Source organism: Comamonas sp. CMM03, from assembly GCF_019218715.1.
Taxonomy (GTDB): domain Bacteria; phylum Pseudomonadota; class Gammaproteobacteria; order Burkholderiales; family Burkholderiaceae_C; genus Comamonas; species Comamonas terrigena.
Genome location: NZ_JAHUXB010000002.1, coordinates 562325 through 578891, shown reverse-complemented (window position 1 = coordinate 578891; position 16567 = coordinate 562325). Strand labels below are relative to the sequence as shown.

General features: G+C 63.4%; 17 protein-coding genes and 3 tRNA genes. 13 read left to right on the top strand and 7 right to left on the bottom strand.

From position 1 onward, the window contains the following. Positions 1–2: 2 nt before the first annotated feature. The 6 genes from KW830_RS09535 to KW830_RS09510 all read left to right on the top strand — a co-directional run bounded on the left by KW830_RS09535 (position 3) and on the right by KW830_RS09510 (position 3784). Positions 3–1418, top strand: a complete 1416-nt coding sequence (locus KW830_RS09535) for a cytochrome bc complex cytochrome b subunit (protein ID WP_066540486.1) — start codon at positions 3–5, stop codon at positions 1416–1418. An 18-nt stretch (positions 1419–1436) separates the two neighbouring features. After that, a complete protein-coding gene (locus KW830_RS09530; protein ID WP_066540488.1) occupies positions 1437–2195 on the top strand; it encodes a cytochrome c1 in 759 nt (252 codons plus the stop codon). 106 nt (positions 2196–2301) lie between these two features. Continuing rightward, positions 2302–2913, top strand: a complete 612-nt coding sequence (locus KW830_RS09525) for a glutathione S-transferase N-terminal domain-containing protein (RefSeq protein WP_066540495.1) — start codon at positions 2302–2304, stop codon at positions 2911–2913. A gap of 47 nt (positions 2914–2960) precedes the next feature. Beyond that, a complete protein-coding gene (locus KW830_RS09520) occupies positions 2961–3497 on the top strand; it encodes a ClpXP protease specificity-enhancing factor (RefSeq protein ID WP_066540497.1) in 537 nt (178 codons plus the stop codon). A 59-nt stretch (positions 3498–3556) separates the two neighbouring features. Next, positions 3557–3632 (top strand) — tRNA-Thr (locus KW830_RS09515). Positions 3633–3708: 76 nt separating this feature from the next. Beyond that, a tRNA-Thr gene (locus KW830_RS09510) sits at positions 3709–3784 on the top strand. 36 nt (positions 3785–3820) lie between these two features. On the opposite strand, the gene KW830_RS09505 is transcribed toward KW830_RS09510, so the two are convergent. Next, positions 3821–4156 carry a hypothetical protein gene (locus KW830_RS09505; protein ID WP_083520580.1) on the bottom strand — a complete coding sequence of 112 codons (336 nt, stop codon included), beginning with the start codon at positions 4154–4156 and terminating at the stop codon, positions 3821–3823. A 229-nt stretch (positions 4157–4385) separates the two neighbouring features. On the opposite strand from KW830_RS09505, the gene secA reads away from it, so the two are divergent. The 4 genes from secA (at position 4386) to KW830_RS09485 (ending at position 10092) form a co-directional block, all read left to right on the top strand. Then, positions 4386–7121, top strand: coding sequence for a preprotein translocase subunit SecA (secA, locus tag KW830_RS09500; protein ID WP_218332956.1), 2736 nt, complete (start codon positions 4386–4388; stop codon positions 7119–7121). Between the two features lie 137 nt (positions 7122–7258). Further along, entirely contained in the window at positions 7259–8488 is a 1230-nt protein-coding gene (gene argJ / locus KW830_RS09495) for a bifunctional glutamate N-acetyltransferase/amino-acid acetyltransferase ArgJ (RefSeq protein WP_066540509.1), read from the top strand. A gap of 136 nt (positions 8489–8624) precedes the next feature. After that, positions 8625–9584, top strand: coding sequence for an ATP-binding protein (locus tag KW830_RS09490; RefSeq protein ID WP_218332955.1), 960 nt, complete (start codon positions 8625–8627; stop codon positions 9582–9584). Positions 9585–9624: 40 nt separating this feature from the next. After that, positions 9625–10092 carry an NUDIX domain-containing protein gene (locus KW830_RS09485; protein ID WP_279998094.1) on the top strand — a complete coding sequence of 156 codons (468 nt, stop codon included), beginning with the start codon at positions 9625–9627 and terminating at the stop codon, positions 10090–10092. 246 nt (positions 10093–10338) lie between these two features. Here the strand turns inward: KW830_RS09485 and KW830_RS09480 are convergent, their stop codons facing one another. The 6 genes from KW830_RS09480 to KW830_RS09455 all read right to left on the bottom strand — a co-directional run bounded on the left by KW830_RS09480 (position 10339) and on the right by KW830_RS09455 (position 14397). Then, positions 10339–10575 (bottom strand): DNA gyrase inhibitor YacG, encoded by a 237-nt coding sequence (locus KW830_RS09480; protein WP_218332954.1) that lies wholly within the window; start codon positions 10573–10575, stop codon positions 10339–10341. A 28-nt stretch (positions 10576–10603) separates the two neighbouring features. Continuing rightward, positions 10604–11359, bottom strand: coding sequence for a cell division protein ZapD (gene zapD / locus KW830_RS09475; protein WP_066540520.1), 756 nt, complete (start codon positions 11357–11359; stop codon positions 10604–10606). A gap of 99 nt (positions 11360–11458) precedes the next feature. Further along, positions 11459–12070: a dephospho-CoA kinase gene (gene coaE, locus KW830_RS09470; protein WP_218332953.1), complete on the bottom strand. Its 612-nt coding sequence runs from the start codon at positions 12068–12070 to the stop codon at positions 11459–11461. Beyond that, positions 12070–12951 carry an A24 family peptidase gene (locus KW830_RS09465; protein WP_218332949.1) on the bottom strand — a complete coding sequence of 294 codons (882 nt, stop codon included), beginning with the start codon at positions 12949–12951 and terminating at the stop codon, positions 12070–12072. The genes coaE and KW830_RS09465 overlap by 1 nt, the downstream gene beginning before the upstream one ends. A gap of 390 nt (positions 12952–13341) precedes the next feature. Further along, positions 13342–13418 (bottom strand) — tRNA-Pro (locus KW830_RS09460). 49 nt (positions 13419–13467) lie between these two features. Beyond that, a complete protein-coding gene (locus KW830_RS09455) occupies positions 13468–14397 on the bottom strand; it encodes a polyprenyl synthetase family protein (RefSeq protein ID WP_218333165.1) in 930 nt (309 codons plus the stop codon). A 216-nt stretch (positions 14398–14613) separates the two neighbouring features. Between KW830_RS09455 and rplU the strand changes: the two genes are divergently transcribed. From rplU to cgtA, 3 genes are all read left to right on the top strand, one after another. Continuing rightward, positions 14614–14925, top strand: coding sequence for a 50S ribosomal protein L21 (gene rplU, locus KW830_RS09450; RefSeq protein WP_066540532.1), 312 nt, complete (start codon positions 14614–14616; stop codon positions 14923–14925). 18 nt (positions 14926–14943) lie between these two features. After that, positions 14944–15201 (top strand): 50S ribosomal protein L27, encoded by a 258-nt coding sequence (rpmA, locus tag KW830_RS09445; protein WP_066540535.1) that lies wholly within the window; start codon positions 14944–14946, stop codon positions 15199–15201. Positions 15202–15357: 156 nt separating this feature from the next. Further along, on the top strand, positions 15358–16482 hold the full coding sequence (gene cgtA, locus KW830_RS09440) for an Obg family GTPase CgtA (RefSeq protein ID WP_066540538.1): 1125 nt from the start codon (positions 15358–15360) through the stop codon (positions 16480–16482). The last annotated feature ends 85 nt before the right edge of the window (positions 16483–16567 follow it).

Genomic DNA, 16567 nt, shown 5'->3' with positions numbered 1-16567 from the left:
ACATGGCCCACGAATTCAAAGAAATCGATCCCAATGCGTCCACGGGCGCCAAGGTGACCAACTGGTTCGAGAACCGTTTTCCCACGGCGTTCTCGGCCTACAAGGTGCACATGTCGGAGTACTACGCTCCGAAGAATTTCAACTTCTGGTACATCTTCGGCTCGCTGGCGCTGCTGGTGCTGGTGATCCAGATCGTCACCGGCATCTTCCTGGTGATGCACTACAAGCCGGATGCCGAAAAGGCATTCGCTTCGGTGGAATACATCATGCGTGATGTGCCCTGGGGCTGGCTGATCCGCTACATGCACTCGACGGGGGCGTCGGCCTTCTTTGTGGTGGTGTATCTGCACATGTTCCGTGGTCTTCTGTACGGTTCTTACCGCAAGCCGCGCGAACTGGTCTGGATCTTCGGTTGCGCCATTTTCCTGGCGCTGATGGCCGAAGCCTTCATGGGCTACCTGCTGCCCTGGGGCCAGATGTCCTACTGGGGCGCCCAGGTGATCGTGAACCTGTTTGCCGCGATTCCCTTTGTCGGTCCCGATCTGGCCATCCTGATCCGCGGCGACTATGTGGTGGGTGATGCCACGCTGAACCGCTTCTTCAGCTTCCACGTGATCGCCGTGCCCCTGGTGCTGCTGGGTCTGGTGGTGGCGCACTTGCTGGCGCTGCACGATGTGGGCTCCAACAACCCCGACGGTGTGGAAATCAAGGCCCCCAGCGCCCCCAAGGACGCACAGGGCCACCCGCTGGACGGCATTCCCTTCCACCCCTACTACACGGTGCACGACATCTTCGGCGTGGCAGTGTTCCTGTTCCTGTTCTCGGCCGTGGTGTTCTTCGCCCCCGAGTTCGGCGGCTACTTCCTGGAATACAACAACTTCATTCCGGCTGACCCGCTGAAGACGCCCAACCACATTGCCCCGGTCTGGTACTTCACGCCCTTCTACTCGATGCTGCGTGCGATCACTTCCGAGATGATGTATGTGCTGGTCGCCTGCGTGGTGCTGGCTGCGCTGTTCACCTTCGTGAAGACCAAGCTGCCCGGCATTGCCAAGGCCATCGTGGGTGGTGCTGCCGTGGTGGCCGTGGCCCTGATGCTCTCCATCGACGCCAAGTTCTGGGGTGTGGTGGTGATGGGCGGCGCCGTGATCATCCTGTTCGCACTGCCCTGGCTTGACTGCAGCCCGGTCAAGTCGATCCGCTACCGTCCGAGCTGGCACAAGTACCTGTACGCCGTGTTTGTCGTGGTGTTCGTGGTGCTGGCCTACCTGGGCGTGCAACCTCCGTCGCCGATCGGCGAACGGGTGTCGCAAGTCGGAACCCTGTTTTACTTCGGTTTCTTCTTCCTGATGCCCTGGTGGAGCCAGATCGGCACGCCCAAGCCCGTGCCCGATCGCGTGACTTTCAAGCCCCACTGAGCCTAGGAGAGAACAACAATGAAAAAACTGATCCTCACGCTGGTAGCCGCTCTGGGCATCGCCACCGGTGCCCAGGCATCGGGTGACCTGCTGGTTCCGCTGGACAAGGCCCCGGTCGACACGACCAACCAGGCCTCGCTGCAAAACGGCGCCAAGCTGTTCGTGAACTACTGCCTGAGCTGCCACTCGGCCGCCTTCATGCGCTACAACCGTCTGCAGGACATCGGTCTGACCGAGCAGCAGATCAAGGACAACCTGCTGTTCACCACCGACAAGGTGGGTGAGACGATGATTTCGGCCATCGATCCCAAGCAGGCCAAGGACTGGTTCGGCGGCAATCCTCCCGACCTGACCGTGATTGCGCGCTCGCGCGCCAGCGGCAACGGCACCGGTGCGGACTACCTCTACACCTTCCTGCGCACCTTCTACAAGGACGAAACCAAGCCCACCGGCTGGAACAATCTGGCCTTCCCCAGCGTGGGCATGCCGCACGTGCTGTGGCAGCTGCAAGGTGAGCGCCGCGCCCTGTTCGAAGAGCAGGAAGTGCATGGTCAAAAGACCCATGTGTTCAAGGGCTGGGAGGAGTTGACTCCGGGCACCATGACGCAGGTACAGTACGATCAGGCAGTTGGCGACTTGGTGAACTACCTGCAATGGATGGGCGAACCAGCGCAAAATACCCGCATCCGCCTGGGTGTGGGCGTGCTGATCTTCCTGGGGCTGTTCATCTTCATTGCCTGGAGACTGAATGCCGCGTTCTGGAAAGATGTCAAGTAAGTAGTCGGTCTGCAGCCGCTTTCAGCCCCGGTTGAAAGCGGTTCGGTCTTTGTGGAGTGGGCGCTGTAGAGCGTCCCACTCTTTTTGATTTTTAGGAGCTTCCACCATGATGGTGCTTTATTCGGGAACTACGTGCCCTTATTCCCACCGTTGCCGCTTTGTGCTGTTCGAGAAGGGCATGGACTTCGAGATCCGCGACGTGGATCTGTACAACAAGCCCGAAGAGATCAGCGTGATGAACCCGTACGGCCAGGTGCCCATCCTGGTGGAACGTGACCTGATCCTGTACGAATCGAACATCATCAACGAATACATTGATGAGCGCTTCCCCCATCCCCAGCTGATGCCTGGCGACCCGGTGGACCGCGCCCGCGTGCGCCTGTTCCTGCTGAACTTCGAAAAAGAGCTGTTCGTGCACGTGAACACGCTGGAAGAGCGCAATGCCAAGGGCAACGAAAAGGCCATCGAGAAGGCCCGTGCCCACATCCGCGACCGCCTGACGCAGCTGGCCCCCGTGTTCCTGAAGAACAAGTACATGCTGGGTGAAGGCTTCTCCATGCTGGACGTGGCCATTGCACCGCTGCTGTGGCGTCTGGACTACTATGGCATCGAGCTGAGCAAGAATGCTGCGCCGCTGCTGAAGTATGCCGAGCGCATCTTCTCGCGCCCTGCCTACATCGAAGCGCTGACGCCTTCCGAAAAGGTCATGCGCAAGTAAGACCTGCCGGCCCTGTTCCCCTGAAATCTGATCCACCGCTTGCTGCCATGAATGCCCAGGACTCCACGTCGACCCGCCCCTATCTGATCCGGGCCATTTACGAGTGGTGCACCGACAACGGCTTCACGCCGTATCTGGCCGTGCGTGTGGACAAGACGGTACAGGTGCCGCGCGAGTACGTGAACGACGGCGAGATCGTGCTCAACGTCAGCTACGACGCCACCAGCGGTCTGCAGATGGGCAATGAATTCATTGAATTCAAGGCCCGTTTCGGCGGCAAGCCGCGCGAGATCATGGTGCCGGTGGAGCGCGTGCTGGCGATCTACGCCCGCGAAAGCGGCCAGGGCATGTCCTTCCCCGTGGTGGACGGGGCCGTGCTCGACGCCCAAGGCGACGCGGAGTCCGTGGTGGATGCCGTGGACGACAGCGTCGAGGCCAATGCGTCCGACCGGGTGGTGCAACTGGTGCCTACGGACACCGCTGCGGCGCCCTTGGCCGCCGTGCCGCGCGCGGAGGATGATGACGGCGACAAGCCGCGCCCGCCTTCGGGTGGGGGCCGTCCTTCGCTGAAATTGGTGAAGTGACAGAAAACATGCAGGACTGCCCCTGGGGCCGATCATTCCTGCATTAGAATTAGCGGTTTGCCGGTTTAGCTCAGTTGGTAGAGCACCCGCCTTGTAAGCGGTAGGTCGTCAGTTCGAATCCGACAACCGGCACCATCTCTTTTTGCTGCATGCGCTGGCATGCGGCCCGTGTCCTGAATTTTGTCCTGCACACCGCTTGCAGTGGCAGATCGCCGGTTTAGCTCAGTTGGTAGAGCACCCGCCTTGTAAGCGGTAGGTCGTCAGTTCGAATCCGACAACCGGCACCATCTCCTCCCCCTCCTTTTTTGTGCCGCCCGCGCGTTTCAGCGCGCTTCCCATTCCTGGGTGCTGCGCACCTTCAGGCGGATGTGCTGCACATCCCAGCCTTTGACACGCAGGTGCGCCTCCATGCCCGGCAGCAGGTAGCGCAGCTTGCTGGCGGCTGCGTTGTTGCGCACCAGCAGGCACCAGGTGCTGCCTTCGATGGGGCCTGCTTCCAGGCAATTGCGCAGGGTGGGAGGCACCAGCGGCAGGATGGAGCGCAGGCGCTCCTTGGAGTCCTGGGTCAATGCCACCAGCTGGGCCAGGGTGGGGGATTCGCGCGCGGCCTGCTCCACGGAGACGGCATGGTGGCGGCGGGTGATGGGGCTGTGGGACATGAAAAATACCGGGCTGGCTAGCACAGGATTATGCGGGGCACTGCTGCTGCGACAAGGGCTGTGGTGCGGCGGCATTTCCCCCAGGGTGGCAGACAGTTAGAATCAATTTTTGGCTTGCACTGCTTCCCGGCTCTTGCAGGAAGCAGCGCCAGTCCCCATCTGCAGTTTCATCTTAGGGATTCTGACCCGCCGCAGGGCCTGTAGGGCTGTGCTGGTTGGGTCTGTTCGCATGGCCACCAACTTCCTCACCAAACTATTCGGCAGCCGCAACGACCGGCTTCTCAAGCAATACCGCAAGACGGTGGCTCGCATCAATGCGATGGAGCCTGAGTTCGAAAAGCTCGGCGACGAAGCTTTGCGTGCCAAGACCGATGAGTTCCGTGGCCGTCTGGCGCAGGGTGAAACGCTGGACCAGATCCTGCCCGAAGCCTTTGCGGTGGTGCGTGAAGCCTCCAAGCGCGTCATGAAGATGCGCCACTTCGATGTGCAGATGATCGGCGGCATGGCGCTGCATGACGGCAAGATCGCCGAAATGCGCACCGGTGAAGGCAAGACACTGACTTCCACCCTGCCTGTGTACCTGAACGCACTGTCCGGCAACGGTGTGCACGTGGTGACCGTCAACGACTACCTGGCCAGCCGCGATGCGGCCACCATGGGCCGGCTGTACCACTTCCTGGGCATGGCCGTGGGCGTGAACCTGCCCAATGCGCCGCGCGACGAAAAACAGCAGGCCTATCTGGCCGATGTGACCTACGGCACCAACAACGAATTCGGTTTCGACTACCTGCGCGACAACATGGTGTACGACGCGGCCGATCGCGTGCAGCGCAGCCTGAGCTACGCCATCGTCGACGAGGTGGACTCCATCCTGATCGACGAAGCGCGCACGCCGCTGATCATCTCGGGCCAGGCAGACGACAACACGGCCATGTACCTGGCCATCAACCAGCTGGTGCCCCAGCTGGTGCGCCAGGAAGGCGAAGAAGATCCCCGCACCGGCGAAGGCGTGACCAAGCCCGGCGATTTCACCCTGGACGAGAAGAGCCACCAGGTCTTCCTGACCGAGCAGGGCCATGAAGTGGCCGAGCGCATTCTGGCCAATGCCGGCCTGTTCCCGGAAGGCGCTTCGCTGTATGACCCTTCGCACATTGCGCTGGTGCACCACCTGTACGCCGCGCTGCGTGCCCACCACATCTACCACCGTGACCAGCACTATGTGGTGCAGAACGGTGAAGTGGTCATCGTCGACGAGTTCACCGGGCGTCTGATGTCCGGCCGCCGCTGGAGCGACGGCCTGCACCAGGCGGTCGAAGCCAAGGAAGGCGTGTCCATCCAGGCCGAGAACCAGACCATGGCCTCGATCACCTTCCAGAACTATTTCCGCCTCTACGGCAAGCTGTCCGGCATGACCGGTACGGCCGACACCGAGGCCTACGAGTTCCAGTCCATCTATGGTCTGGAAACCGTGGTGATCCCGCCCAACAAGCCCAGCAAGCGCGAAGACCAGCTGGACCGCGTCTACAAGACCACCAAGGAAAAGTACGACGCCGCGATTGCCGACATCCGTGAATGCCATGAGCGCGGTCAGCCGGTGCTGGTGGGCACCACCTCGATCGAGAATTCCGAAATCATCGACCAGCTGCTGCAGCAGGCCGGCCTGCCGCACCAGGTGCTGAACGCCAAGCAGCACGCCAAGGAAGCCGACATCATTGCCCAGGCCGGTCGTGAAGGCATGATCACCATTGCCACCAACATGGCCGGTCGCGGTACCGACATCGTGCTGGGCGGCAACATTGAAAAGGAAGTCCAGGCCATCGAAACCGATGACAGCCTGGATGCCGGCACCAAGCAATCCCGGATTGCGGCGCTGCGTGCGCAGTGGAACGCCGACCACGAGAAGGTGCTGGCCCTGGGCGGCCTGCGCATCATCGCCACCGAGCGCCATGAATCCCGCCGTATCGACAACCAGCTGCGTGGCCGTTCGGGCCGCCAGGGCGACCCCGGTTCCTCGCGTTTCTACCTGAGCCTGGACGATTCGCTGATGCGCATCTTTGCGGGTGACCGCGTGCGCGCCATCATGGACCGCCTGAAGATGCCCGAGGGCGAAGCCATCGAAGCCGGCATCGTCACCCGTTCCATCGAATCGGCCCAGCGCAAGGTGGAAGCCCGCAACTTCGACATGCGCAAGCAACTGCTCGAATACGACGATGTCGCCAACGATCAGCGCAAGGTCATCTACCAGCAGCGCAACGAGATCCTGGACGCCACCGAGCTGGAATCCATGATCACCGCCATGCGCGAGGACTGCATCAGCGATGTGGTGCGCCAGTACGTGCCGGCCGAGTCGATGGAAGAGCAGTGGGATGTGCCCGGGCTCGAAAAGGCCCTGGCCCAGGACTGGCAGGTCGAGGTGGATCTGGTCGAATGGCTCAAGACCAACGACCACGCCACCGACGAAGAGATCCTGGAACGCGCCGTGGCCGCTGCCAATGCGGTCTACCAGGCCAAGGTGGATCTGGTGGGTTCCGAGCAGTTCATGAACTTCCAGCGCGCCGTGCTGCTGCAAAGCTTCGACACCAACTGGCGCGACCATCTGGCAGCGCTGGATTACCTGCGCCAGGGCATCCACCTGCGCGGCTATGCCCAGAAGCAGCCCAAGCAGGAATACAAGCGCGAAGCGTTCGAGCTGTTCCGCCAGCTGATCGACCAGGTCAAGAACGAAGTCACCCGCGTGCTGCTGACCGTGCGTATCCAGCAGCCCGAAGCGCTGCAGGAAGCGGCGGCCGGTATCGAACACCGCGCCGAGCATGTGCAAGGCCTGCAATACGCCAGCGCCGATGGCGACAAGAGCGATGCGCCCGAGGCCTTCCAGCTGCCCGAAGGTGCGCGCGTGGGACGCAACGATCCCTGCCCCTGCGGCAGCGGTGAAAAGTTCAAGAACTGCCACGGCAAGCTGTCCTGATGGACGCACCGGCATGAACCTCTGACAACACGGGCTGCGGCCCGTGTTGTGCTTTGTACGTAGGCCTGCGTAACGTGGAGGCCCTGTGATCGGCCGATAATCGGCCCCTGTTTTTAATTTCTGTAGGAAGCCCTGCAATGCCCGTGAATCTCCCCGCTCCCGTTGCCGCAGACCTGCACCCGGTCGCAGGCGTGCGCATTGGCGTCACCGAAGCCGGTGTGCGCAAAGCCAACCGCAAAGACCTGACCGTGTTCCTGCTGGACGAAGGCACCACGGTGGCCGGCGTGTTCACGCAAAACCGCTTCTGCGCCGCACCCGTGCAAGTGGGCCGCGAGCACCTGCAGGCCGGCAAGGGCATCCGCGCCATGGTGATCAACACCGGCAATGCCAACGCCGGCACCGGCGCGGCCGGCCTGGCCAATGCCCGCGCCACCTGCGCGGCTCTGGGCAAGGAACTGGGTCTGGCCCCCGAGCAGATCCTGCCGTTCTCGACCGGCGTGATCATGGAAGAGCTGCCGGTGGACCGCATCGTGGCCGGTCTGCCCCAGGCGATTGCTGCGGCCCGGGCCGACAACTGGGCCACGGCAGCCGAAGGCATCATGACCACCGACACCCAGCCCAAGGCCTACAGCCGCCAGCTGCAGGTCGGCGGCAAGACCGTCACCGTGACCGGCATCAGCAAGGGCGCGGGCATGATCCGTCCCAATATGGCCACCATGCTGGGCTTTGTCGCCACCGATGCGGCCATTGACCCGGCGCTGCTGCAGGGCCTGGTCAAGGAGCTGGCCGATGGTTCGTTCAACCGCGTGACGATCGACGGTGACACCTCCACCAATGACAGCTTTGTGTTGATGGCCACCCACCAGGCCGGCCATGCGCCCATCGCCAGCTGGGATGGGGTCGAGGCCCAGGCCCTGAAGGCCGCGCTGTTGGATGTGGCCCGCCTGCTGGCCCAGGCCATCGTGCGCGACGGCGAAGGTGCCACCAAGTTCATCACCGTGCAGATCGATGGTGGCAAGACCGAAGAAGAATGCCGTCTGGCCGCCTACGCCATCGCCCATTCGCCCCTGGTCAAGACCGCGTTCTTTGCCTCCGACCCCAACCTGGGCCGCATTCTGGCGGCTGTGGGCTACGCCGGCATCACCGACCTGGACCAGACCGCGATCGATCTGTTCCTGGACGATGTGCATGTGGTGGTCAACGGTGGTCGCAACCCGTCCTACCAGGAAGCCGACGGCCAGCGCGTGATGAAGCAGCAGGAAATCACCGTGCGCGTGGTGCTGGGCCGTGGCAATGCCAGCCAGACCGTGTGGACCTGTGACTTCAGCCACGAGTACGTGACCATCAACGCCGACTACCGTTCCTGAGCCCGCGGGGCTGGCGGTTCGCGCCAGGCAGGCGCCGAAGCTGCGCGAACCGCTGCTGCCAGCATCCGCCTTGGCAGGCCGTGCGGCATGTGCTGGAGCCCCCTCAACACTACCATTCCCGGAGACCGACCCTGCCATGACCGATTCCACCCTGTCTGCCTTGAGTCCGCTGGAGCGCCTGGTGGCCCGTGCCGAGCAACTGATGCAGCGCATCGAAACCGTGCTGCCCCAGCCGCTGCAGGCGCCGGTCAGCTGGGACGATGCCATTGCCTGGCGTTACCGCAAGCGCGCCAACGGCTGCGGCGTGCTGGAGCCGGTGCGCCATGTGGGGGCCATGCAGCTGTCCGATCTGCAGAATGTGGACGTGCAAAAAGACAAGATTGCCCGCAACACCGAGCAATTTGTGCAGGGCCGTACGGCCAACAACGTGCTGCTGACCGGCGCACGCGGGACGGGCAAGTCGTCGCTCATCCGCGCCTGCCTGCACGCGTACGCGCCCCAGGGCCTGCGCCTGATCGAAGTGGACAAGGCCGATCTGACCGACCTGCCCGACATCGTGGACGTGGTCGCCGGCCGGCCCGAGAAGTTTGTCATCTACTGTGACGACCTGAGCTTCGAGGAAGGCGAGCCCGGCTACAAGGCCATGAAGTCCATCCTGGATGGTTCGGTCAGTGCCGCCACCCCGAATGTGCTGGTCTATGCCACCAGCAACCGCCGCCATCTGCTGCCCGAGTACATGACCGACAACCTGGCCCAGTCCAAGGGCGAGAACGGCGAGATCCACCCCGGCGAAGTGGTGGAAGAGAAGATTTCGCTGTCCGAGCGCTTTGGCCTGTGGGTCAGCTTCTACCCCTTCAGCCAGGATGAATACCTGCGCGTGGTGGCGCAGTGGCTGTCGGCCCTGGGTGTGTCGGCCGAGGAGATCGAGGCCTCCCGGCCCGAAGCCCTGGTCTGGGCGCTGGAGCGCGGCTCGCGCAGCGGCCGCGTGGCCCACCAGTTCGCACGGGACTGGGCCGGGCGTGCGCAGCGCGCCGTGGAAGGCCGCCAGCGCATTGCCGATGTGGACGGCCTGAGCGAAGAAGCCGAAACCGATTGAAGCCCGGCGGCCTGGGGCCGCCGTGAGAGGAAATACTGTTGTGACCGATACCCCTGCCGTTCGTACCCACACCGAAGTCGCCGTGGGCGTGCTGATCCGCGAAAGCGATGGTGCGTTGCTGATCACCAGCCGCCCCGTCGGCAAGCCGCGGGCGGGCTGGTGGGAGTTTCCGGGCGGCAAGCTCGAAGCCGGTGAGACGGTGGAGCAGGCCCTGCGCCGCGAACTGCAGGAGGAGCTGGGCATCACTATTACCAACTGCATCCCCTGGAAGGTGACGGAGCACGACTATTCCCACGCCCTGGTGCGCCTGCACTGGTGCAAGGTCACGCAGTGGGACGGTGTGTTCGAGATGCGCGAAGGCCAGCAGATGGCCTGGCAGCAGCTGCCGTTGACGGTGCGTCCGGTGCTGGAGGGTTCCTACCCGGTGCTGGAGTGGCTGAGCGCCGAGCGCGGTCTGCCGTTTGATGGGGCGCTGTATGCCCAGGATGCCGCTGCCGCAGAAAAATAAATGCCAGCCTGTGCGCCGCTGCACGGGCGCTAGAGACGCTGCCCGCGTGGCATGCCATGCTCCACCTTGGGCACTGAAAAAATCTTTGCAGGCGGCCTCTGCGGCGCCGGTCTGTGGACAAGTCCGCAGCAGCTGCCGCAGTCCGCAGGCGGTCGTGCGCAAGCTGCGTCGTGCGGGAACTCAAGCAGGGGAACCCGGGCATTGCAGGCCGCTGCCTGTGTGCAGCGGGGCGTTCACCCGGCGGATTCAGTCTTCGAAGCGCGGGTCGCCGTACTGTGCGTCCTGTGGCGGGGTCTGGACGGGAACGCGGAATTCCTCGTTGCCCCAGGCGCCCAGGTCGATCATCTTGCAGCGTTCGCTGCAGAAGGGGCGAAAGCGGTTGCTGCGCGCGAACAGCGTAGCGTGGCCGCAGGTGGGGCAGTTGACCACCGGTGCGTCCGGGTTGGAAGAGGGTGGGGAAGAAGGGTCGGCAGGTGTCGTCATAGGGCGGCTAGCCTAGCGCAAAGCCTGCTCAGGCACAGAGCGTGAGCTCAAAAGCCGCCTCTTCCGTGGTGGACTGCAGCTTGCCGTCCTCGTCGGGCCGCATCAGCCGCACCGACACCATCAGGCGGTTGCCGCTGATTTCGGGCACCAGATTCAGTGCCGGGTCGATGCGCAGGCGCAGCAGATGGTAGCTGCGGCCGGCGGGCAGGTACTGCTGGAAATGGCCGTTGGTGGCCGCCACTTTCTGCGGTGTGCCGGTATCGCGCAGCAGGCCCAGCACCAGAAACAGCGCATCCGACAGCGGCTGGAAGCAGGCCGACCAGCGCTGCAGATCGGCGCGGCGGCGTTCGCTGGGCTGGTGTTTCCAGGTGTGGTAGGCCGGCAGGTCGAAGCCGCAGGTACCGCCGGGAATGCCCATGCGGCTGCGCACGGCCATCAGCCAGTCGTTTTCGGTCAGTGTCTGGCCGGTTCTGCCGGCCTGGCTGTTGAGGGCGGTGAAGGCGGCATCCAGCCGGCCGATGATGTGGTCCAGCATCTCTTCGGCAATCGATGGATTACCGCGGTAGCTGTCCAGCTGGCCCTTGTGGCGCTCCAGATCCTTGAGCACATCGGCCTTCAGATCGGCCCGGGCGGCCACATCCATCAGCTCGAACAGGGTGGCCAGCGCGTAGTGGTGGTCCAGCGCGGTGTCTCGTTCCAGCAGTTCACCGAGACGGCGAAACAACTGCTCCAGGCGCAGATAGGTTCTCAGCCGTTCGTTGAAGGGATATTCGTAAAGGATCACGCTGGCGGCTTCCGGGGAGGCTTATCCAATCTGGGGACACATTGCGGAAATCGTGCAAAGGCAGAACGCGCTTCGATCTGATCTTCAGACTTTATAGCATCATAGCTGGAAGAAGTCAGCAATTTGATGCGCATGATCCCGCAATTGATCCAGCGTAATGCCGTCGTTGTAGATCACCCAGTCGGCTGCGGCGCGGCGTTGGGACCGTGTGGCCTGGGTGGCGATGATGGCCTCCACGGCGCTGCGCTCCAGCCCGCTGCGCTGCATCACGCGCGCAATCTGGGTCTCGGTGGCGCAATCCACCACCACGATCTGGTCCAGGCGGGCGGGCCAGCGGGATGATTCCACCAGCAGCGGAATATCGAACACCAGCAGCGGGGCTCCGGCCGCGATGGCAGCCTGGGCATGCGCCTCGGTGGTGCTGCCCACCAGGGGGTGGATGATGGCTTCCAGCTGGTGGCGGGCATCGGCATGCTGGAACACCAGGGCGCGCATGGCCGCCCGGTTCAGACTGCCGTCGGCTTCGATCACCTCGCTGCCAAAGCGTTCGCGGATCAGCGGCATGGCCGCGCCGCCAGCGGCGGTCAGACTGCGGGAGATGGCATCGGCATCCAGCAGGGCCGCGCCCCGTGCCGCCAACATCTGGCCCACGGTGCTTTTGCCGCTGCCGATACCGCCTGTCAGACCCAGGCGCAAAGGGTGTCGGTGCATCACATTCCTGCCAAAGCAAACAGGCTGCGCAGCACCGTGTCGGAACCGAACACCATGGCGGCGAAGCCGGCCCCTGCCAAAAAGGGACCAAAGGGAATGTAACCGCCTTCCCGCAGCCGCTGGAACAGCAGCATGGGGAGGGCCACCAGCACGCTGCTCAGCGAGGCGATCAGCAGTAGCGGCACCAGTGCCTGCCAGCCCAACCAGGCGCCCAGCGCCGCAAACAGCTTGAAGTCGCCGTAGCCCATGCCCTCCTTGCCGGTGAGCAGCTTGCAGCCCCAGTACACCAGCCACAGCGACAGATAGCCGGCCGCGGCACCAAACACCGCATCCGGCAGTGCCACGCTGGTCCATGCCAGGGCACTGGCCAGCACGCCGGCCCACACCAGGGGCAGGGTGATGCTGTCGGGCAGCAGCTCGGTGTCCCAGTCGATCATTGCCAGGGTCAGCAGCGCGGCGCTGAAGCCGCACCAGGCCAGCCCCGTGGGGCTGAACCCCCAGCGTGCGGTGCAAAAGGCAAACCCTGCGGCCGTGGCCAGCTCCACCAGCGGATAGCGCAGGCTGATCCGGGTATGGCAGCTGCGGCAGCGTCCCCGCAAGACCAGGTAGCTGAGCACGGGAATGCGGTCGTGCCAGGCGATGGACTGGCTGCAGTGCGGGCAGTGGGAGCGCGGGCGGGTCAGGGTGAGCGGCGCTGTGGCGGCTGCGTCAGCCCCCATGGCGCCGCAATGGCAGTGGGTCTGGTGGTGCGCGGCGCATTCCGCGGCGAAGTCCTGGTCCATCATGCGCGGCAGCCGGTGGATGACGGTGGTCAGAAAGCTGCCGACCAGCAGGCCGAGCAGGGCGGCCCCACAGGCTTCGAGCCCCCAGACCAGTTCCATCACGCGCCCTGTCCCAGTGGAAATGTCGGTCGAGACAGGGGGGCGGGAAGGCTGTCCATGAGCAAAGGCAGGTTGGTCAATGTCCTGGGCTGCAGGCGATGGAGCATGCATGGGCTGCGTCGCCTTGCAGGTGCAGTGCCGAAGGTGCGGGGCTGTGGGTCAGCGAGCGGTCGATGGGGTGGAGTCACCCTGCTGCGCAAACCAGCTGCCATCTGCACGCATGCCCGCCCGGAAGGTCCGGGCGATTCCATGGGAGGGGTGTGCAGCAGCGGGTCAGGCATGTAACGGTGTGGCGGATGGACGGTGGAGGACTTCCATCATCCGTGATCCCACACAGGCTGCATAGACACAAAAGCCCGCTTTCGCAGGCTTGTGGTGGCAGAAAATGGATGGTCGGGGTGAGAGGATTCGAACCTCCGGCCTCTACGTCCCGAACGTAGCGCTCTACCAGGCTAAGCTACACCCCGACTTTTTCCGGCCTGCGTTGCAAGCGGAAGCTGAAATTCTAAACCCAAATCAGGTGCGGCGCAGCAAAAGCTGCGAGGCCAGCTGGCGCATGGCATCGGTGTGCGTGTTGGCGGGCAGGCTGTCCAGTGCCTGCATGGCGCGCAGGGCTTCGTTGTGGGCGGCCTGGCGGGTGGCGTCCAGCGCGCCGGTGCTGCGCACAATGGCCAGGATTTCAGGCAGCTTGTCGGTGGAGCCCTGTTCGATGGCTTCACGGATCACGGCGGCCTGTTCGGCCGTGCCGCGCTGCATGGCAATGATGAGCGGCAGCGTGCATTTGCCTTCGCGCAGGTCATCGCCCAGGTTCTTGCCCATTTCGGCGGCATCGCCGTCATAGTCCAGCACATCGTCAATGATCTGGAAGGCGGTGCCCAGGGCCTGGCCGTAGGTGACGCTGGCGGCTTCCTGCTCGGGGCTGGCGCCGGCGAGGATGGCGGCAATCTGGGTGCTGGCTTCGAACAGCTTGGCGGTCTTGGAGCGGATCACATGCAGATAGCCGGCTTCGCTCAGCGACGCGTCGTGGGTGTTGATCAGCTGCTGCACTTCGCCTTCGGCAATGATGTTGGTCGCATCCGACAGCACCTGCAGGATGCGCATATTGCCGGCTGCCACCATCATCTGGAAGGAGCGGGTGTGCAGAAAGTCGCCCACCAGCACGCTGGCGGGGTTGCCGAAGTTCTCGTTGGCCGTGGGGCGGCCGCGGCGCAGGGTGGACTCGTCCACCACGTCGTCGTGCAGCAGGGTGGCGGTGTGGATCAGTTCCACCACGGCCGCCAGCTCGAAGCGGCGGGCATCTTCGCAACCCAGGGAACGGGCCACCATCAGCAGCAACGCAGGGCGCAGGCGTTTGCCACCTGCAGCAATGATGTACTGGGAGATCTGGCCGATCAGCGGAACACTGGTGGTCAGGCACCGCGCAATGACGCCGTCAACTTCGCGCATGTCATCGGCGATGAGGGCCAGCGGGTTGGTGTTGGAATGAACTGTAGTCAAGATATGCCGCCTTCGAGAGGCTGGATTATAGGAAAGCTGCAGCGGCCCTAGGGTGCTCACTCGGACGCGTTGTTCAGGCCTTGCACACAAATCTGGAAGGGGTGGTACAATCGCCGGCTCCATGGAAATTAGTCCATGGGTGATTCCCCTTTGAAAGAGGTTTACATGTACGCGGTCATAAAAACCGGTGGCAAGCAATATCGCGTTGCTGCTGGCGAAAAAATCAAAGTAGAACAGATTGCTGCGGACGTAGGCCAGGAAATCGTGATCGACCAGGTTCTGGCAGTCGGCAACGGCGCTGAACTGAAGGTTGGCACGCCCCTGGTGTCCGGCGCAACTGTGAAGGCAACTGTGGTTGCTCACGGCAAGCACGACAAGGTGCGCATCTTCAAGCTGCGTCGTCGTAAGCACTACGCCAAGTCCCAAGGCCATCGCCAGCAGTTCACCGAACTGCAAATCGTGGCGGTTGCTGCTTAATTCTGAAGGAGCTCAGTCATGGCACAGAAAAAAGGCGGCGGCTCTACGCGCAACGGACGTGATTCCAAGCCAAAAATGCTGGGTGTGAAGGCCTTTGGTGGTCAGCTGATCAGCGCTGGTTCCATCATCGTGCGTCAACGTGGCACCAAGTTCCACCCCGGCACCAATGTCGGCGTGGGCAAGGACCACACCCTGTTTGCTCTGGTCGAAGGCAATGTGGTTTTTGAAACCAAGGGCGCCTTGTCCAAGCACACGGTCAGCGTGACTCCCGTCTAAGCAGACGGTCTTCACCAGACCCTGGCAAAGCCCCGCACAGTCGGGGCTTTGCTGTTTATTCCGGGCGAAAGCCCTGCCATACCCGGCGCGGTGCGTCAGACGGTATGCTTGCCCGGTGCCGGATGCGCCGGTTATTTCAGTGGAACGGGATCCCCCATGAAGTTCGTCGATGAAGCTTTTATTGACATTGCCGCAGGCGATGGCGGCAATGGCTGCGTGTCGTTCCGGCACGAAAAGTACAAGGAATTCGGCGGTCCGGACGGGGGCGACGGCGGCCGTGGCGGCCATGTGTTCGCCGTGGCCGATCCGGCCCTGAACACCCTGGTGGACTATCGCTATTCGCGCCGCCATGAAGCCAAGCGCGGTCAGCACGGCATGGGCTCCGACATGTTCGGCGCGGCCGGCGATGACATCACCCTGAACATGCCGGTGGGCACCATCATCACCGACGCCGAGACCGGCGAAGTGCTATTCGAGCTGCTCGAAGCCGGCCAGAAGATCACCATTGCCAAGGGCGGCGATGGCGGCTTCGGCAATCTGCGCTTCAAGAGCGCCATCAACCGCGCCCCGCGCCAGAAGACGCCGGGCTGGCCCGGCGAGCGCCGCAACCTGAAGCTGGAGCTGAAGGTGCTGGCCGACGTGGGCCTGCTGGGCATGCCCAATGCGGGCAAGTCGACGTTCATTGCGGCCGTCTCCAACGCCCGCCCCAAGATTGCCGATTACCCCTTCACCACCTTGCACCCCAACCTGGGTGTGGTGCGCGTGGGCCCGGAGCAGAGCTTTGTGATCGCCGATATTCCCGGCCTGATCGAAGGTGCGTCCGAGGGCGCCGGCCTGGGGCATCTGTTCCTGCGCCACCTGCAGCGCACCCGCCTGCTGCTGCACGTGGTGGACATGGCTCCGTTCGACGAGGGCGTGGACCCTGTCGCCCAGGCCAAGGCCATTGTGGAAGAGCTGCGCAAGTACGATGAAGGCCTGCACAGCAAGCCACGCTGGCTGGTGCTGAACAAGCTGGACATGGTGCCGGTCGAAGAGCGTGCGGCCCTGGTCAAGGACTTTGTCAAGCGCTTCAAGTGGAAGGGCCCGGTGTTCGAAATCTCGGCGCTGACCCGCGAAGGCTGCGAGCCGCTGATCAAGACCATCTACCAGCATGTGCGTGCGCAGCAGCTGGCCGAGCTGGCACCGGATCCCAAGGACATCGATCCCCGCTTCGCCGATGCCGATGACAGCGGACTCGATCTGAGCAACGACCCCCGTTTCGCCCCCCGCGATGCGGACTGAGCTGCACGGCTAGAACCAACAGCGCTCATGGGCGCTGTTTTGCTTTCCATTCAATCGCTGTTGGCGCGCCTACAGAGTGCGCCAG